Here is an 18,200-nt window from a genome sequence, read left to right on the forward strand (position 1 = left end):
CGATAAACTCAAAGCAAGCTATGTTTTATGCCTTCGTGGTGGAATATTGTAGCATTTATTTATTGGCTTATCAATGGCAAGCCCTACGGGTGGCTATCATCCCCTCAGGCTCAAAATCTAAAGCAAGCTATGCTACTCTACATAGATTCTCATATTCATCTGGAGTCATGTAGTTGATTGATGAATGAATCCTTTTTCTATTATAAAATCCTTCTATATATTGAAATAATATTAACTTAGCATGATTATGATCTATAAATGTATTAAGATATACGCATTCTTTTTTTAGTATTGCATGAAAACTTTCTATACAGGCGTTGTCATAAGGACAACCTTTAGCACTATACGATAGTTTAAATTGCTTTGATTCCACTGTTTCACGATATTCCTTTGACGTATATTGTGAGCCTCTATCTGAATGTATAATTAATCCTTTACTTGGTTTTTGGGTAGTTACAGCATTATCTAATGCCTTTAATACTAAGGATGTATCCATGGTCTTTGAAAAACTATATCCTACTATTTTTTGGGTATGCAAATCTAAGATAGATGCTAGGTAATTCCATCCATCCTTTAAAGTATGAATATATGTAATATCAGCGACCCATTTTTCATTTATCTTCGTTGTAGAAAAGTCTCTATTTAATAGGTTTTCACCTTGTTCATATACCTTTTTGGCTCTATGAGGTCTATATTTTTTAACCACAATTGATCTGATTCCTAATTTTTTCATATGCCTTTGAACCCGCTTAATGCTAATAGTTTCATAGCCCATTTTCATCAACTCTTTGCGAATTTTAGGGGCTCCATAGATTTTGTTACTATTATTATAGATTGTTAGAATATCTTCTCTAAGCTTCTTATTAAGAGTTTTCCACTTGTTTCCAGGCTTTTCCTTATGCTTATCATAATAGGTGCTTCTAGGATATTTTAGCACCTTGCACATAGTATCTATGCTGTGTTCCTTAGAATTAGCTTTTATTATTTCAAATATAATATCAGGATTTATTTGGTTGCGAATATGGCCATAGCTTTTTTTAATATATCATTTTCTTCCTTAAGTCTTGCATTTTCCTTCTTGATTTTTAGAATTTCTTCAAGATTTGTGGTATCTCCCTTTACATCTATCGGTGTTTTCTTCTTTACCCAATTACGTATTGCTGTTTGGCTTAGGCCATATTCGTCTGCTACTTCCCTAACTGTTTTTCCTGATAATACTAACTCTGCAATCATTATTTTGAATTCATCTGTATAAGTTTTTCTTTTAGACATTTTATGGACACTTCCTTCCTCATTTAGTAGTATATAAAAAACCTTATTTAGTGTCCATACTTATATACTAACATCAAAATTCTCCCTGGATTTGCTATTAAAAACTCAATTATTTTATATTCTGTTGATGTTAATTTTAATTGTTTATTAAAATATGTGACGTTTTTGTTGTTGCAATCAACGACAACCTCATCTTTTGTAATTATTTTTTCAGTAGTAACAGGAATTCTTTTCATTTGTTTAATCATTGAAGATATTCTAGCTCTTAATTCTTCATTATTAAAAGGTTTTGTTATATAATCTACCGCCCCTCCTCGTAACCCCTTTATTTTATCTATATCAGAGGAAAGGGCTGTCAACATAAATACCGGTATGTTGAAATTTGATTTTATTTTGTATAGAATTTCTAAACCACTTTCACCAGGTAACATTATATCTAAAACTATTAATGCAATATCTTTATTAGAATTTAATATTTCTGTTACTTTAGAGCCTTCATTTAAAACAATTGCTTCATAACCCTCAAATTCAACATTCATTTTGACTATATCACAAATATCTTGATCATCATCAATTATCAAAATTTTGTACATTTTAACCCCTCTCTTTTATGTAGTCAACACCTATCTCCAATTAAATAATTCAAATTTCTCATAATATCAGTTTAATATTCTTTCATTTTGAATTCTATTATTTCATTTGACATTAGGTACATTTCCCTACATATTCATTCTAAATTTTTTATTGAAATATATTTTTCCCCATATTTACTAAAAGATTGACTAAAATACCTACAAAAGCTTAAAACTCCATCTTCATCATCTCTTATTTGTCAAATCTACCCACAATACTCTATAACTAACTCCTATATTTCATTATTCCTCTAATCATCCTACATTTTTCAATATAAATTCACTACTTATCTCTTGTTTTCTTTAATAATAACATTTTTCTTAATATTTTGAAATACCAACTTACTATATTACAAATAAATTCAATTCTCTTACTTGTTTTACCTCTCTAATTTATATCAATTGCATTATCTAAGAAATTCTTAAGTACTTATTTTATGTTCCTTTATTTTATTTTTAATTCATTTGCTGTTATTTTTATATCCACCAGAGATTTTATGGGTTCTATCATAAAGCTTCTCCTAAATATCATTAGAAGAATATCCTCTATCTAATTCTTCTAAGTAGTGCTCTTCTGAATATAAACTAAATATTTCAATATTTTAGTTATTTTGACATAGTTTTCACTGTGATTATAGTCATATCTTGCAGTCAGATAAACCTTTCCATACATAGAATTAACTATTTTAGTTTGTTTATGATAATAAGTCATAGATTGTTTTTAATGTTCTTTTTCTGCCTATAAATATATTCTTAAAGTGAGTCCTTCTAGTAGGTTCAACATGAACTCCACCTCAGCCCAATCGAGTAGGGGCTAGCCTGTAGCCCCTCTCACACCACTGTACGTGCCGTTCGGCATACAGCGGTTTAATTCAAATAATAATCCAAACAGCTTAGAAGTCCTCGTCTTGCGAGGATTTCTTTGCTTATGTGATGTAGTCCTGTGGTTTTTGCAACTGCTTGATAGTGGTCTCCAAATCCTATTGATTGTTTGGCCATCCACATTGGGGCTCCTAGTTTTCGAAGTCCCCACAGGCGTTTTTCACTTGTCTTCCACTGCTTCCATATGACTATTCTCATTCTTGTTCTAAGTCGTTCATCTATCTTTCTTAGGACTGTTTTCATATTTCCTAGTCTAAAATAGTTTATCCACCCTCTAATTACTTGGTTCAGTCTGTTGATTCGATATGTCATTGATACTGACCAACTTCTCTTTGTCAACTGTTTCAACTTTCTTTGGAATCTTTTAACTGAATCTTGGTGCGGTCTTGCTTTCCATTCTCCTTTAGCTTTCCAAAACCCATATCCTAAATATTTTAGTTTTGTTGGTTTTGTAACTTTGGATTTTGTTGCATTTACTTTTAGTCCTAGTTTCTTTTCTATCCACTTTGTTACTGATGCCATTACTCTATTGGCTGCTGCACTACTTCCTACTACGATTATACAGTCGTCTGCATACCTTACAAAGTTTAATCCCCTTGCTTCTAGTTCTTTGTCTAATTCGTTTAGTATTATGTTACTTAGAAGCGGTGATAGGTTTCCTCCTTGTGGGGTTCCCTTGGTTGTTTCCTCATATTCTCCTTTTACCATTACTCCTGCATTAAGATATTTCCTAATTAGGGATTCTGTGCCTGGGTCATTTATGAGGTTATGAACCAGGGTCATGAGTTTGTCTTGTGGTACGTTATCGAAGAATTTCTCTAGGTCGATGTCTACAATGTAGGTATATCCGTCATTAAAATACTCGAGCAATTTCACTATCGCTTGTTGTGCTCTGCGGTTTGGTCTAAAACCGTAGCTGTTATCATTAAAAGTATGGTTCTGCTATCGGTGTTAGTACTTGTGCTATTGCCTGTTCTATGACTCTGTCTACTATTGTTGGTATTCCAAGATTGCGTACTCCTCCATTTGGTTTTGGTATTTCTACCCTTCTGACTGGTTTTGGTTTGTACTTTCTTCTTCGAATTTTGTCTCTAATTTCTACCCAGTTGTCTTTGAGGTATTGGTCTATTTCTTCGGTTGATATTCCATCTATTCCTCCTGCTCCTTTGTTTGCTTTTACTTTGTTTAGTGCTGCAAACATATTATCTCTACTGAGTATTTGTTCTAGCAATTCTGACATTGGATTGTCTCCTTTCTTTGTTATGCTCTGTATCCTCTTAATCCTAACTCCTATGAAAATTTCTCGCTGTTACGTCTTTGATACTATTTTCTCGTCGGATATGGATACATACTTTTGCAAGTCCATTTGACTTTGAATTATTCAGCCCTTCGTTCCACCTCTATTACTGAGGTTTCATCACTACTATGGCTTTTGCTGACTTCTCACTATTCGTTGTTACTACTATCTCGCTAGTGAGACCTCACGGGATAAGCCATCAATCTTTCCTTGTCTACCTGCCTAATTTACTTTCATGGGTTACGATTGCCTTTTGGACTTCACGACTTTCAGCCCGCTTATCCACCATGTAAGCCTTGGTATTAGGTTTCTGTTCGTCAGGCTACAATTTTGCTATCCCTTCTTCTCGTCTGTATCTCACGATACAAACCTTGGGAGTTGCTATGAGGTTCGCTGGCAACTGCGCCCTACGTGGACTTTCACCACAGACTTATAACATGCCCGTCATACTAAAAACTACCACATAACTTAGATGTCATGTGGTAGTTCATAAAAATTATTTTAGACATTTTACCTGTCTACTTGACAAGGGGCATATCAATTTTTACCCTTAATCGTCTTTTTCTTATAAAGTAAATTCAAACTATTTGTATTATTGTTTATTGTTGAATTGCAAAATAAATATCCTACTTAATAATCGTTTATTTTTTATTTAAAATTAAATATACATTTAATAAAGCAAGAAATACTCCTAAACATACAAAAACTACATTATATATTTCTTTCACATATATTCCTTTTATGCCGGATAGTAAGAATACAACACCTAATAATATACCAAATAAATAGGACAACTCTTTCTTACGCATAAACATTCCACCTTATCTTTTCATTTAATATAATTCACATCCTCTTTTTATTATTGCACTATTATTATTGTATAAATTATCACTGGTTTTTGTTTTTTTATAATAAAAATCTGATACTCCTGTGCTTGAAATTAGTACTTCTCCTACATAATCTTTTAATGATCTATATGGATAAATAGACCCTACCTTTACCTCTTTGCAATTATAGCATGTCGTTTTATACTTTCTTACGGTCTCTGCTTTTAGAGACACTAGTGTTCCTCCTGCACCCGCGACCAATGCGACTACTTGCTTTACTCCTACTGGAGGTATCCCTAACATTACTGATATTGCTGATAAAGCTAAGCCTGCAGCTACATATTTATTTATAGTTCTATATGCTCCAAAAGTTCTTGTATAATATAGATACCCTGTTCTACCTTTATATGTCCCTTTTGTTAAATATTTGTTCAAAACAGTATTGCCATATCTATTTTTTGCTTTGCGTATAGCTTTTGAACTCTCACCAGAATTTAATAATGATATCTCTGAGTTTAGGTTTTCATCTTTACGTGATCCTGAATCTAGAACTCCTTCATAACTTGTTTCAATGTTTATTTCTCTTGTTTCGATAAAATCGTTATTATTAAATAAATCTAAGATATTATTTATATCTGTATCTATAGATTTTGATTCTTCATTATTAAGTAACTTGTTAGTATGCAATATAGATTCCTCTAGATTCAATGTTGATTTTGGTTTGTATTCAAGCATCTTATCTTCTATATTTTGTTTTCTACTATATGCATTTACAAGGTTCCCTTCAGAATTAACAGTTATACATACAATATCTTCATTGTTTTCCAAGTACATATAATAAATATTACCTATTTGAATAATTTCAAAACTATCTAGGTCATTGTTTTCATCCATTATATTCATTTGATCAATTTCAATATTCTGTGCAAAAGTTGGTACTGGCACTGAAATTAACATTACAAAAGCTAACAGCAAACATATAATTTTTTTCATATACTTACCCCTTTCACCAATAAATATAGAAACTAAACATTTATTATTACAATCCATCATATATACTATTCCCATGTTGATAGATTACTCAATCGCCGTTACTATACCTCTGAGAGTTCATATAAGTCATATGCATGACCTCCTTCATATATTTAAATCAAGAATACCTTTCTAATGCTAGCCAATGTCTTACTTCTAACTTTAAGTTATCTGTACCATCCAACTAGCAACATGCTAGAAAACTTGTAGGACATGCTCTTGATATAGTGTATATGAAAATATCATCTTCAGAAATTGATTCAATTATCTTCTGCTCTGACATATCCATTATTTTGTTAATGCTATCTATTAGATTTTCTTTTGAAATCTCTTTAAGTTTTTTTCTTGAATTTTTTTCAAGGCTATACACTCCATCCAAACAAGCATAGTTTAATTGTATGCTAGTTATATCAAAATCCCCCCTAAAAATTCTATCAAATCAAAAGTTAGCTCAAGCATTCTATCTTTTATTTCTTTTTCATTATCAAAATTTTTTTGTTCGTATATATTTAGGATATATATTTTCTGTTCTCTTTTTTTATAGTCCTCAGCATTAACTTCTGTTAATAAATAGATTGACTCAGGAAATCCAACATTTTTTATATTTTCCAAGAATTCAAAATAAAGTGCATTTGCTTGATCATTTAAATCAGAACTTAGTTTTTCATCAAATATAGTTTTTTTATTAAAATCATAACTGATTGTATATCCTCTATCCACTGTATAATATGAATTATTTTTAAAGTTATATTTTATCTCCAGGCTGCCTTCGCCTACATATTTTTTTATCTCATTTTTAGCAAATGAATAAGTCATAAACGGAATGATGGTCCATTATGCAGCACAGGTTCAATTAGTATGATAAATAATAAAAAATGAATCACTCTCCTTCAAACTCACTATTTTAAATATAAACAATTCAAAACATATTTTTGAAATTAAAGAAATTTAATTTTCTTCCGATATATAAATATAGAAAGAAAATATAAACGGTGAAAGGAGGGAAGGTTTGGTAAAGGGGCATCGTAAAGATGTTACAAAAATAAAATAAATGGAGTGATAGCCATGTTTAGTGTTAAAAGTAAGATGAAAATAATAATAACCATTTCTATTTTATTACTAGTTTTTCCCTTTCCAAGTAGTATTTTTGCTCAAAAATTAGATTTAGATAATAAATCTCAAGGCGTAGATGCTATACCTAATCTCAAAGAAATGCCTACAAACAAGGTAAAATCTCTCGAAAAAAACAACAATCCAAAAATAGAGAACCAAGAATATATTGAAAACAAATTTAAAATTAATAAATTAAAACAAAAAAACGAACTTACACTCTCTCAAACTACGGAAACACGGAATTCCAATAATGGATCTTATGGTTATGTAACTGATTATTTAACAGAAGAAGGTCAAGAAAAATATATATATCCAATAGCTGTAGAGCCTGGTGAAGTTTTACATGCTCAACTAGATTTACCAAACTCTAATGAATTAGACTATGATTTATATCTCTTCGAAGTAAATCCAGATACTTTAGACATGACTTTAGTAGATCTATCACAAAATAGAACATTTCTAAATGGAATAGAAGGTACTGCTCCCGAAAGCGTAGGGATATTGAATAAAGAAAACACAATAAAGGAATATGCTGTTTTTGTTGTATCCGAAGTAGGTTCTAGTATTACTCAACCCTTTACTCTCCATATAGGAATAAATACTAATACAGATAATTTTGAAGCGGATGAGAATATAAATTGGGCTGTTAATTTTACTTTAATGCCAGTTGGGACAACAGTTATTGATATGAGAAGTATGGACACTCTAGTTGATAACGATTGGTATAAATTCACAATTCCCAATTCTAAAAATTACGACACAATGAACTTTACATTAGATGAAGATTCCAAAAATGCAAATTATAAAATTGAATTATATCAACTTGAAGATAGCCAATTAAAAAAAGTAAATATCTCATCCAATGGAAAAGCAGAAATTGATTCTGGTCAGTATTACATTAGGGTTACCTCGATAGAAAGCACTAACTTATCTGGTTCAACCTATAGTTTAAGTATATTACCTGATTATCAAGCTGATGAAATTTATATTACCGGCTTTGAAGGTGGAGGTTATGCAACTTATCAGTTTGGAAAGTACTATAGAGTTAACGGAAATAGTACTTTAACAATAAACGGAATTGCTGGTTACAATGGATATGTATTGCCAGATGCGGATGTTTCTGTAACAGTTATTAACGAACACTGGAATCCAGAAGATTTAAGATTTAGAACTGCAACAACGCAATCTGATTCAAAAGGGAATTTTACTGTAGATATACAAACATCTCATTCAACAGCTTCGTATAGTTACTTCATATCTGGTGCAATTAGTTTTACTCATTATTTTGATTATGGATACGTGAGAGTAAATTCAGGAACTGCTGTGGATATACAACCAATATACTTTTTCGCCTACAGCATTAGAAATTAAAAATTAATGAAAGGATGAATGACTTGTTTAAAATCACCAATGTTCAACAACCAACCATTTCTTTAAAGTCTCTATCGATCGATAAAGATGATTCAGATAAAAAGAAAGTCAACACCCAGGCTGCAACTATAACAATAAGTGATGCAGCTAAAAATAAGTATATCGAATCACTAAAATTCAAAGTAACGAATAAGGACGATACGATAGGAAATCAATTCCAAAAGTTTTATGAAAAATATAATAGCACTGAAGCAATTGAACAAAGAAGACTTGAACAATTAGAAAAAGAACAAGCTTACAACCGTTTAGAAGATGAGTTCAATCTAGGTGTTAAAGGTGAGTTTCCAGAAAATACACTCCACCACACAATTAAAGAAGCGTTAGAAGGGAAAGTTGCAAACGCTTCACTCTATGCTGCTGAATTAGCTTCGGCTATACGTAGTTCGATTTCAATGTCTGATAAAAATGCTGAGGAACGTGCTGCATATCGGGAAATGGCACTAAAACAAGCAGAATATATTGCTGAAAATTATTTTGATAACGAACAAGAGGCCATATCTTTTATGAATGAAATAAATAAGTATTATGAAAATGATGTGTTGCGTGAAAAAGGATATGTTGTCATTGATAATAGTGATTTAGAACCTCTTAAAAACTATAGTAGTCGAATTTCGAACGATGATGTAAGTTTTTATACACTTGCTAAAAGGTATATGGATGCAGACTATTTTGAACGATTTATTAATGGAGAAGGAAATCCAGCAGAATCGGCAAAGTTTCTTATGCAACTCAAAAATAATAAAGAAAAATACAGTGAAGAGATTATAGATGAGTTTGAATTAAATAAGCAAAAAGTTGAAGAGCAAATCGCTGCAACAAAATCTATGTTTGAATCATTTGTATGGGAAAACGGACTTGTAACTGGAACAATGCAAGAACAACCTAGTTATTTGGTTGAAATATTGAATTGGAATAAGAACATGTTGAACTTATTTAATTAAGTTGCTGACATAGAAAACTTACCTAATTTTATCTGCAAAAAAAGCAAGTAGGTGACCAATTATAAGTATTAGTCACCTACTTGCTTTTTATTTATTTAGAATCCTAAGGTAAATCTAACAACTAATCTATTTGATATATAATTATTTTATTTGTGGAACTATACCGTGTAAGTGGTAAAATAAAATCATGAGATTTCGGAAAATAAGAATCCTGAAAATTTTCCAGTTGTATATAAAACAAATCTACTTTCCTGTAAAATATTTTACAGGAGGTAGATAGAAAATGGGATTGAAGGGTTGGCATATGTTTAATGAAATTAAAAACATGAAAGAGTTAGGGTTAAAGAAATCTCAAGTATCAAGATATTTAGATTTAGACTATGGGACTGTATCTAAATACTGGAATATGCAGGTAAAGGAGTTTGCTGAATATATGGAAAAAGTGAAGGTTAGAAAGAAAATACTAGATGAATATGAAGATGAGATAGTAGGTTGGTTAAGAGATTTTCCAGACATGAGTGCAGCTCAGATTTTGGATTGGTTAAAGGAAAGATATGGAGATATTAAATGCACAGATAGGAGTGTGAGAAACTATGTAAGATACATAAGAGATAAATATGATATTCCAAAGGTTGTATCTAAAAGACAACATGAAGCAGTGCAAGAACTTCCAATGGGCTATCAGGCACAAGTTGATTTTGGACAAATATGGCTTAACAATGCAGATGGGAAAAGAGTTAAACTTTATGCCTTTGCTATGGTACTGTCTCACTCTAGAATGAAATATGCCTATTGGCAGAACAAGCCATTTACAACGAAAGATTTTATTGATGCTCATACTAAGGCCTTTGAATACTTTGGAGGTAAAACCCACGAAATAGTATATGACCAAGACAGACTATTAGCAGTTAATGAAAACTATGGAGACATAATTTTTACAGAAGAATTTCAAAACTTTAAAGACTTTATGAAAATTAGAGTAAGAATGTGTAGAGGATATGACCCAGAAAGCAAAGGAAAAATAGAAGCAGTTGTTAAATATTTAAAGTATAATTTTGCAAAGAATAGAACTTTTGTTGATATAGACAAGTTTAATGAAGATTGTCTATTGTGGTTAGATAGAACAGGAAATGCTAATATTCATGGAACAACAAAAAAGATACCGAAAGAAGTATTCTTCCTCGAAAAGAAATACCTTCTTCCAGTATCACAAACATTTAGAAATGTACCATCTAATTCAATTTTAACCTATACAGTAAGAAAAGACAATACAATTTCTTACAAACAAAACAGATATCAAGTACCAAAAGGAACCTATGAACCAGGAAAAACAGTTGGAGTTCGTAATTTAGATGGTATTATTCAGATAATAGATAAGGATACAGGTAAAATTTTAGCAGAACATAAGGAGTGCATACTGAAAGGAAAATTAATACAAATTGATCATCCTGAAAGGGATAAAACTTTAAAGATAGACAAACTATATGAAAAAGCTTTAAATGTACTGAACAACACCAATGAAGCCAAGATTTTTCTCGATAGAATTAGGATTGAAAAACCAAGATACATAAGGGACCAATACAGTTTAATATGCAATACTTGTAAAAATGTAGAGAAAAAACTCATAGAAGAATCTCTTAAATATTGCATAGAAAGAGAGATATTCAGTGCTGTAAGTTTTAGAGATGCAATTGAATTTTTAGGTGAGAAATATAAGGAATTAGATAACCAAAAACTAGAAACAGCTAATAAAAACATCCCTTCTATCCCTCAAAGATATGATATTAAAACCCAAATTAGGGATACATCAGAATATGTAAAAGCATTGGAGGGATAAGATGATAGGTAAAATTGATTATATAAAAGAATATGCCAAAGAACTAAAGCTATTAAATCTACAGAAAAAGATAGATGAGTTCATAGAACATGGAGAAAATGAAGATTTATCATATCAAGAATTTCTTTACAAAATACTAAATGAAGAGATAATTGCTAAAGAGGAAAGAAAGAAACAAACTCGATTAAAAAATGCAGGATTTCCTGTAATAAAGACAATAGAAGAATTTGATTTTGAATTTCAAAAGTCTATCAGCAAAAGACATATAAACAGGCTTCTAGAAATGGACTGGATAGATAAGATATACAATCTTATCTTCCTAGGTCCTCCTGGTGTAGGGAAGACACATTTAGCCATAGCATTAGGCTATAAAGCTATAGATATGGGATACAAGGTAAGTTTCATCTCAATGGACAATTTGGTCTATTCATTAAAAACACAGGATATAATGAGAAAGAGTAAGATAAAGATAAATAAAATACATTCCTCAGACCTTGTAATTATTGATGAAATTGGATATCTACCAATTAATCGTGAGGAAGCTAATATGTTTTTCCAGTTAATATCAGCCTTACACGAACAGACTTCAATTATAATTACATCAAATAAGGGCTTTGGAGATTGGAACGAATTATTAGGAGACCCAGCATTAACTACAGATTTTTAGAATCTTATTTTTATTCTCAAAAGAAAGGAGCTAAATTTTTCGCAAAAAGCATAAATTTCTTTACACTACCTAAGAAAGATTAATAAAGTCAAAGATTTTCGAATATAAATTTACCTAATCAACTGTTTAAATTCCTCTTCGTTTTTAATATCCTCTTTTTCCCCCTGCAAAACTACCTTTCCATCTTTCATAATAACAAACCATGGATTATATCTTAGTAAATCCTTTACCCTATGACTTACTAATATAAGTATTTTATTCCTTCCAATTTCATTAATTAAATCAAAAAATTTCCTTTCCATTTTTGGATCCAGAGCTGATGTTGGCTCATCAAAAATTATTATATCTGCATTTCTTAACCATATTCTAGCAACAGCTATTCTTTGCCACTGCCCTTTTGACAATTCTTCTCCACCAAACCAGTGCCCCATTTGGGTATCTAACCCATCTTTGAATATCTCTAATAATGAACTCATTTCCACCTTATCTAGAGCACTTTTTATAAAATTATCGCTATGAATAACATCAATGTTGGAGATAGCAATATTTTCTCTTAAGCTCATTTCATATTTATTAAAATCTTGAAAAACAATGCCAATCTTTCTGCGATAAGATTCAATTTCATATTCTTTTATGTTAATACCATTGATTAAAATATTTCCCTCATATTCTTCATATAATCCTGCTAATATTTTGATGAGAGAACTTTTCCCTGCACCGTTAGCCCCTACAATTACCGTTGGCCTATTAACTTTAAATTCTACATTGATTTCACGAAGAACTTTATCATGGCCATTATATGAAAAGTTTAAGTTCTCCACTGTGATATTTTTGATAGTTTCTTTGATAGGTATAGTTGAATTAATTTTATTGTCTTTTTTTTTCCAAAAACTCAAAAAAATCATCTACATATAGCTTGTCTTTATATATTTCTGACAAGTTTATTAGAGTAGCTTTAAATCTACTTTTAATGAGATCTAAGGATGATATGTAAGCCAAAATATTTCCTATCAAGCCTTTGTTTTTTAAGGATGTCAGTACTGCATTAACAATTAAAAACAGCATAATTCCTACTTCAAAAAATTCTAAAACGAAATTATAAAATGTGTAACGATTAATTACCTTTTCATTGGCAAGTAAAACTTCCCTACTAGACTTCTTAAACTTATTCAAAAGATAATCCCCAATATTGAAACTTATGATTTCTTTGATAGCAATATTATTAGTTAACAGATAATTGATATAATTTACTCGCCTATTATTTGTAATATTCATTCGTTCAATTTGGTATGAGTATTTTCCCAACTTCATGTTAGTAAAAGTTGAAATAATAGGCACTATAAGAATCACCATCCATATCAAATTATTAAACTTCAATATGATGGTCACAACTGATATTATGGAAATCATACTTTCGATTAACTGAAGCACATGAAATTGAGTCTGAATCACTTTTTCTTTTCCCAAATGCTTTGCCCTTGAAATAAGATCGTATGTTTCTTCAATTTCAAAATCCTTAAGCTCTAGCTGTTTACATTTTTCTATAAACATATAGTCAATATAGTAATCCACTTTCAAGAGAAGCTTTTGATGTGAATAATAGCGTATTGAATTCAATAGTATAAAGCCAACATTTACAAGACCAAATATAAAAAGAGGTTTTTGCACTCCACCACCTTGAATAATAGCCATCTGGATACCGTTTACTAACATAGTCATTGAATATATGTTAATTCCTGAAAAAATTCCCAACATTAAAGTAAAAAATACATTTATAACAAATAAATAGGGAGAGCTATGATAGGATATAGCAAAACATCTTTTTATCGTGGAAAAAAATCTATTCATGCCTTTCACCCTTTTCTTGTGTTTATGCTAAATATCCCCATCCTGTTTCTGCAAGAATTATTTCTGGTGATAATAATACAATTATCATAGCATAAACAAATATAACTATGTTAAATTGATAATACAGAGTTTTCTATTCTCCCTTTTTTAACCTTGAAGTTGTTCTGGATTATAATATAGATAAAGGTCCTCAAGATTAGGCTCTTCTAAATGAGCATCCTCTGCTGGAGAAGTTTCTGAAAACACTCTAACTTTAGTTTTATTGCCATTTCTGTAATAACGAATAACAGGGAAGTTTCCAGTATTTGCCAATAATTCTATATCATCAACGGGGAATTCCCATACCTTTCCAATTAATTGATTAAGTAATGTTTCTTCATCACTTTTGCATATTATTTTACCAGACTTCATTATAATGATATCATCTGCAATATCTTGGATATCTGATGTAATATGGGTTGATAGAATGATAATTCGATCCTTAGAAATATGGGAAAGATAATTTTTAAAAACTAGTCGCTGCTTAGGATCTAAACCTGCTGTTGGTTCATCCAATATTAATATACGAGGTTCATTAAGCATTGCTTGAATTAGTCCTAAGCGCTGTTTCATACCACCAGAATAGGTCTTTATCTTCTTATTTTTCATATCAAACAGTTGAAATAACTCAAATAATTCATTAGCCCGTTTTTTAATAATACCTTTTGGAAGGCCTTTTACTGTACCTATAAAGTCTACATATTCCATACCTGTAAATTCTGGATAATAACCAAAATTTTGTGGTAGATAGCCTAGTAGTTCTAAATATTCTTCTCCAAGTTTTTTAGTATTTTGGCCATTAAGCATTATCTCACCACTAGTAGGTTCTAATATTCCGCATATCATTTTCATTAATGTTGTTTTACCAGCGCCATTTGCTCCTAAAAGCCCATGTATCCCATATCCAATTTTTAACGAAACATCATTAACTGCCTTTTTCCCAGCAAATACTTTGTTAACATTAATAAGAGTTAATTCCATTTACACCTTCTCCTTCCTCTACAAATTCCATATATAAACCAATCATAAATAAATCATCTTTATTCTACTTGATGTTTCTTAAAAAATATCATTGAAAGGGGTAATAAGATTAAAATAAGTAATATATAAACAGCTATAGCCATATGATAAAATGTCAAAACTTTCCCAAAGAAGGAATATGTGACTAATCCATAGTACTGACGGCCGCTTAAAAAAGCAGGTAAAAGCCTTGTTATTTTTTGAAATATCCTATTTCCTCTTTCCACTGGAATAAATAACCCACCTAAATAAAATAAGATTACAATTACCGCAACAGGCGTTGTCTTCTTAATTTTGGAAGATAAACTTAAAGCTATTGTTGCAACAGCTAAAGCACTTAAAAAGCTCATAAATATCCTGATTCCTATAGTTTTTAATAATGTCCAATTATACAATATTTTCGCATCTAATACCTGTATAGGCAGATTCCATCCTTCAGTGCCAAAAAACAGTAATATGGGAACTACGCATAGTAAAAGCCCCACTAGAACAACAACAATCGCAAATATCAAAGAGGCAGTAATTTTTCCTGTTACTAATTTCGTCCTCCCGTATTTTGCAGACAATAAAATGGCATCCATTCCTGTTTCATGTTCCTCAGAAAAAACACCGCTAATGCCAATTCCTATAGCTAGAACTAAAAATACAACTATGTCTAAAGAATCATTGATATAATTCCAACCTTGATAATAACCATACTGATAGGGTCCTTTTGTTATATTAGCTCTTTGTTGCCAAAATTCCCTCTCAGTACTTGTTAGATTCATTGAATCAAACCATGTTTCGATGTTTTTTTGTCTGTGTACATAAAAGTCGCCCAGTTCATCAAACTCTATCATCAATATATGAGGGTATGGACCGGATATGAAATTTTGTGAAAGCCAATAAAAATAAGACTCTCTAGGTTTGTAATATCCATAATATATGTCTTTAGGTAATGCTTTATCATATTCAAATCCAGTTTTATTATTTTCTACTATGTAATGTTCTTTTAAATTTTCTATATTGGCCCGAATCCTTTCATCTGTTTGTACTTGGTTTAAATATTCCTTGTAAAATTCCTTTTCATAATTTACCGCCTGTTTTCTTTTAAGTAAATTGCCATTATCATCATAAAAAGTATATTTAAAGATATTTGGAACAAAAGAGTAGATTAAAATTAGGTAACTTATAATAAGGGCACCTATAGTCAATTTAGAACTTAGTATCTTTTTTAGTTCAAATTTAATAATACGAGCTATTATTTTCATATTTGCCATTTAAATCCCCCTTGTTAATATAATAAAAGCCTATTATCAAGTATAAGTATACTTAATAATAGGCTTTTAAACTTGAAGAAAATATCAATAAAAAATAAATATTTCTTTATATTTAATTATTTGTCATTTTAAGTGGAAAGTCCATAATGATTTTCAAAGTTGAACTAGTCAATTCCGAACTAATTCTACCCTTATGTTTTTCCATAATCTCTTTTGATATAGCCAATCCTAAACCAGAACCCTCAATAGATTTATTTCTAGACTTATCTATCCTGTAAAAAGGTTGAAACAGCTTAGAAGCTTGTTCATCAGTCATACCATAGACATCATTTTCAATAATAACAGATTGATATTCCGAATTTGAAATGGTGTAAATTCTTATTTTCCCACCTGGTTTTGTATATTGTATAGCATTTTTTATAATATTGTAAAATGCTCTAGCAATCAAATCTTGATCTACAAGAAATATAATAGACTCTTCTATATCAATCTCAAATTTAAGGTTTTTTTGGGTGATTTTAGGATAAAAAGTTTCTCTCATCTGTATTAGCAAATTTAATAAATCTATTTTTTTTAAGTTCAAATGAGAAATTTGAAGTTGAAATTTGGTCAAATCAAAAAATTGATTGATGAGATTCTCTAGTTCTTTGGATTTTTCTTGAATAATCTTCAAATATTTCTTTCTATTTTCTTCTGATATATTTGGTTCATCTAATAGCAAGGATACATATCCAAATATTGAGGTTAATGGCGTCTTCAAATCATGTGCTAAAAATGCCATAGATTGATTATGTTGTATAACTTGGTCTTGGTTTTGTTTTATAAGCTCGTTTCTTTCTTCGATTAATGCTTTAATTTCTTTATCTATGCCTAGATATTCCAGCTTATTTTCTGGCACAAGGTTATTTTTTAACATTTGAATTCTTTCATGGATTTCTAACGCTACCGCATTTTTAACTTCTAAAACTTTTCTCATAATGAAAACTTCTGAAATAATAAATGCTATAATATATACTGCATAGATTAGTAGTATTGAAGTCTGCCTAATACTACTCCAATCCAATTTCCCCTCAATATAAGTTTTACCATAAACCTTTACTTCTCTTATGTCAAACATAAAATTGTTTGTAAAAATGTGTAGGAAGTTACTTCCAATAATCATATATATAAGAATCAATATGAGAGTTAATATAATTAAACCTTTAAGAAAACTTTTAGTCGTTTTTTTCAATAACATATCCCTCCCCCCAAACGGTCTTGATATAATGGGGATTTTCAAAAGAATCTCCTAATTTTATCCTTAAATTTCGGATATGGGTTGCCACACTATTGTAAGCCATATTATAATAGTCATCTCCAGTAATACTCTTATAAATCCACTCGGATGAAAGTTTTTTGCCAATATTCATCAACAATAATGTTAATATTTCAAACTCTGTTGTTGTTAAATCTATCTTCTTTCCTTTCACATAGCAATCTCGGGTCTCCAAGTTCAGCTGTAGATCCTTGTATTGAAATATCATTTTCTGCTTTTTGTCAAGCTCTTCATATACTTCTATTCTGCGTAACAATGCCTTTACCCTAGTCACTAGCTCTAGAGGATTAAAAGGCTTTTTGATGTAATCATCACTTCCTAACATCAATCCCTTAATAACATCTAAATCTTCATTTTTGGCCGTAACTAAAACTACAGGATAATAATATTTCTCCCTTATTTTTGTTAACATAGTCAAACCATCTATTTTAGGCATCATAATATCCAAAATTAAGGCTTTAGGAATATTATCTTCTAAGTACTCCATAGCATCTTGAGATTCATAAAAAACAACCACCTCAAATCCTTCGTTGGTTAAATACAAAGCTATTAAATCAGCTATTTCTTTTTCATCATCCACAACAACTATTTTTCCCATAGATTATCCCCCCTACACCAATACTCCAAAAAAAACACTACATTACATTACCTTAAGGATTTGTTATGTTATTATAGGAATAAAATCATCTCTTTTTGCACCTATATTATATCATTAAATATAATTGATTATATAATGAAATCTATTATTTCATCTATTAATTGAAACATACTAATCTAAAACCTTTACA

Annotated in this window: 18 protein-coding genes; 4 read left to right on the forward strand and 14 right to left on the reverse strand. The window is 30.4% G+C overall.

Going from position 1 to position 18,200, the window contains the following annotated elements:
* Window positions 1–127: 127 nt before the first annotated feature.
* The 8 genes from JL105_RS07720 to JL105_RS07750 all read right to left on the reverse strand — a co-directional run bounded on the left by JL105_RS07720 (window position 128) and on the right by JL105_RS07750 (window position 6,758).
* Window positions 128–1,272, reverse strand: a protein-coding gene (locus JL105_RS07720; protein WP_132029667.1) for an IS3 family transposase whose coding sequence is annotated in 2 segments (ribosomal slippage) — window positions 128–1,041 and window positions 1,041–1,272 — 1,146 coding nt in all. Because the reading frame shifts where the segments join, the coding sequence is not laid out codon by codon here.
* A gap of 47 nt (window positions 1,273–1,319) precedes the next feature.
* The gene (locus tag JL105_RS07725; RefSeq protein WP_132029669.1) at window positions 1,320–1,865 is read right to left on the reverse strand and encodes a response regulator transcription factor; all 546 of its coding nucleotides are present in this window, start codon (window positions 1,863–1,865) and stop codon (window positions 1,320–1,322) included.
* Between the two features lie 906 nt (window positions 1,866–2,771).
* A complete protein-coding gene (locus JL105_RS07730) occupies window positions 2,772–3,662 on the reverse strand; it encodes a reverse transcriptase domain-containing protein (RefSeq protein ID WP_237722263.1) in 891 nt (296 codons plus the stop codon).
* 49 nt (window positions 3,663–3,711) lie between these two features.
* Window positions 3,712–4,026, reverse strand: a complete 315-nt coding sequence (locus JL105_RS11465; protein ID WP_237722264.1) for a reverse transcriptase family protein — start codon at window positions 4,024–4,026, stop codon at window positions 3,712–3,714.
* Window positions 4,027–4,724: 698 nt separating this feature from the next.
* Window positions 4,725–4,892, reverse strand: coding sequence for a hypothetical protein (locus JL105_RS07735; protein ID WP_158280065.1), 168 nt, complete (start codon window positions 4,890–4,892; stop codon window positions 4,725–4,727).
* A 24-nt stretch (window positions 4,893–4,916) separates the two neighbouring features.
* Window positions 4,917–5,903: a hypothetical protein gene (locus tag JL105_RS07740; RefSeq protein WP_132029671.1), complete on the reverse strand. Its 987-nt coding sequence runs from the start codon at window positions 5,901–5,903 to the stop codon at window positions 4,917–4,919.
* A 223-nt stretch (window positions 5,904–6,126) separates the two neighbouring features.
* A complete protein-coding gene (locus tag JL105_RS07745) occupies window positions 6,127–6,312 on the reverse strand; it encodes a hypothetical protein (protein ID WP_202690472.1) in 186 nt (61 codons plus the stop codon).
* Window positions 6,313–6,347: 35 nt separating this feature from the next.
* Window positions 6,348–6,758, reverse strand: a complete 411-nt coding sequence (locus tag JL105_RS07750; RefSeq protein ID WP_132029675.1) for a hypothetical protein — start codon at window positions 6,756–6,758, stop codon at window positions 6,348–6,350.
* A 249-nt stretch (window positions 6,759–7,007) separates the two neighbouring features.
* Here JL105_RS07750 and JL105_RS07755 point away from each other — a divergent pair, with 249 nt between their 5' ends.
* From JL105_RS07755 to istB, 4 genes are all read left to right on the forward strand, one after another.
* Window positions 7,008–8,426, forward strand: a complete 1,419-nt coding sequence (locus JL105_RS07755) for a hypothetical protein (protein ID WP_132029677.1) — start codon at window positions 7,008–7,010, stop codon at window positions 8,424–8,426.
* Window positions 8,427–8,449: 23 nt separating this feature from the next.
* The gene (locus tag JL105_RS07760; RefSeq protein ID WP_202690473.1) at window positions 8,450–9,427 is read left to right on the forward strand and encodes a hypothetical protein; all 978 of its coding nucleotides are present in this window, start codon (window positions 8,450–8,452) and stop codon (window positions 9,425–9,427) included.
* 325 nt (window positions 9,428–9,752) lie between these two features.
* Window positions 9,753–11,264, forward strand: coding sequence for an IS21 family transposase (gene istA / locus JL105_RS07765; protein ID WP_420485357.1), 1,512 nt, complete (start codon window positions 9,753–9,755; stop codon window positions 11,262–11,264).
* A 1-nt stretch (window position 11,265) separates the two neighbouring features.
* Window positions 11,266–11,931, forward strand: a complete 666-nt coding sequence (istB, locus tag JL105_RS07770) for an IS21-like element helper ATPase IstB (RefSeq protein ID WP_202690475.1) — start codon at window positions 11,266–11,268, stop codon at window positions 11,929–11,931.
* Window positions 11,932–12,041: 110 nt separating this feature from the next.
* Here istB and JL105_RS07775 read toward each other — a convergent pair whose 3' ends face one another.
* The 6 genes from JL105_RS07775 to JL105_RS07800 form a co-directional block, all read right to left on the reverse strand.
* Window positions 12,042–12,827, reverse strand: coding sequence for an ATP-binding cassette domain-containing protein (locus JL105_RS07775; protein ID WP_158280068.1), 786 nt, complete (start codon window positions 12,825–12,827; stop codon window positions 12,042–12,044).
* Window positions 12,799–13,779, reverse strand: a complete 981-nt coding sequence (locus tag JL105_RS07780) for an ABC transporter ATP-binding protein (protein WP_132029757.1) — start codon at window positions 13,777–13,779, stop codon at window positions 12,799–12,801. The genes JL105_RS07775 and JL105_RS07780 overlap by 29 nt, the downstream gene beginning before the upstream one ends.
* Window positions 13,780–13,926: 147 nt before the next feature.
* Window positions 13,927–14,799: an ATP-binding cassette domain-containing protein gene (locus JL105_RS07785; RefSeq protein ID WP_202690476.1), complete on the reverse strand. Its 873-nt coding sequence runs from the start codon at window positions 14,797–14,799 to the stop codon at window positions 13,927–13,929.
* A gap of 59 nt (window positions 14,800–14,858) precedes the next feature.
* Entirely contained in the window at window positions 14,859–16,097 is a 1,239-nt protein-coding gene (locus tag JL105_RS07790; protein WP_202690477.1) for an ABC transporter permease, read from the reverse strand.
* 112 nt (window positions 16,098–16,209) lie between these two features.
* On the reverse strand, window positions 16,210–17,334 hold the full coding sequence (locus JL105_RS07795; protein ID WP_202690478.1) for a sensor histidine kinase: 1,125 nt from the start codon (window positions 17,332–17,334) through the stop codon (window positions 16,210–16,212).
* Window positions 17,312–18,010 carry a response regulator transcription factor gene (locus JL105_RS07800; protein ID WP_202690479.1) on the reverse strand — a complete coding sequence of 233 codons (699 nt, stop codon included), beginning with the start codon at window positions 18,008–18,010 and terminating at the stop codon, window positions 17,312–17,314. The genes JL105_RS07795 and JL105_RS07800 overlap by 23 nt, the downstream gene beginning before the upstream one ends.
* Between the last annotated feature and the right edge of the window lie 190 nt (window positions 18,011–18,200).

It is taken from the genome of Keratinibaculum paraultunense (assembly GCF_016767175.1).
Classification (GTDB): Bacteria; Bacillota; Clostridia; order Tissierellales; family Tepidimicrobiaceae; genus Keratinibaculum; species Keratinibaculum paraultunense.

Coding starts and splice junctions, on each gene's coding strand:
- JL105_RS07725 (WP_132029669.1), bottom strand. CDS start 1,865: ATGTACAAAATTTTGATAATTGATGATGATCAAGATATTTGTGATATA.
- JL105_RS11465 (WP_237722264.1), bottom strand. CDS start 4,026: ATGTCAGAATTGCTAGAACAAATACTCAGTAGAGATAATATGTTTGCA.
- JL105_RS07735 (WP_158280065.1), bottom strand. CDS start 4,892: ATGCGTAAGAAAGAGTTGTCCTATTTATTTGGTATATTATTAGGTGTT.
- JL105_RS07740 (WP_132029671.1), bottom strand. CDS start 5,903: ATGAAAAAAATTATATGTTTGCTGTTAGCTTTTGTAATGTTAATTTCA.
- JL105_RS07750 (WP_132029675.1), bottom strand. CDS start 6,758: ATGACTTATTCATTTGCTAAAAATGAGATAAAAAAATATGTAGGCGAA.
- JL105_RS07755 (WP_132029677.1), top strand. CDS start 7,008: ATGTTTAGTGTTAAAAGTAAGATGAAAATAATAATAACCATTTCTATT.
- istA (WP_420485357.1), top strand. CDS start 9,753: ATGAAAGAGTTAGGGTTAAAGAAATCTCAAGTATCAAGATATTTAGAT.
- istB (WP_202690475.1), top strand. CDS start 11,266: ATGATAGGTAAAATTGATTATATAAAAGAATATGCCAAAGAACTAAAG.
- JL105_RS07780 (WP_132029757.1), bottom strand. CDS start 13,779: ATGAATAGATTTTTTTCCACGATAAAAAGATGTTTTGCTATATCCTAT.
- JL105_RS07785 (WP_202690476.1), bottom strand. CDS start 14,799: ATGGAATTAACTCTTATTAATGTTAACAAAGTATTTGCTGGGAAAAAG.
- JL105_RS07790 (WP_202690477.1), bottom strand. CDS start 16,097: ATGGCAAATATGAAAATAATAGCTCGTATTATTAAATTTGAACTAAAA.
- JL105_RS07795 (WP_202690478.1), bottom strand. CDS start 17,334: ATGTTATTGAAAAAAACGACTAAAAGTTTTCTTAAAGGTTTAATTATA.
- JL105_RS07800 (WP_202690479.1), bottom strand. CDS start 18,010: ATGGGAAAAATAGTTGTTGTGGATGATGAAAAAGAAATAGCTGATTTA.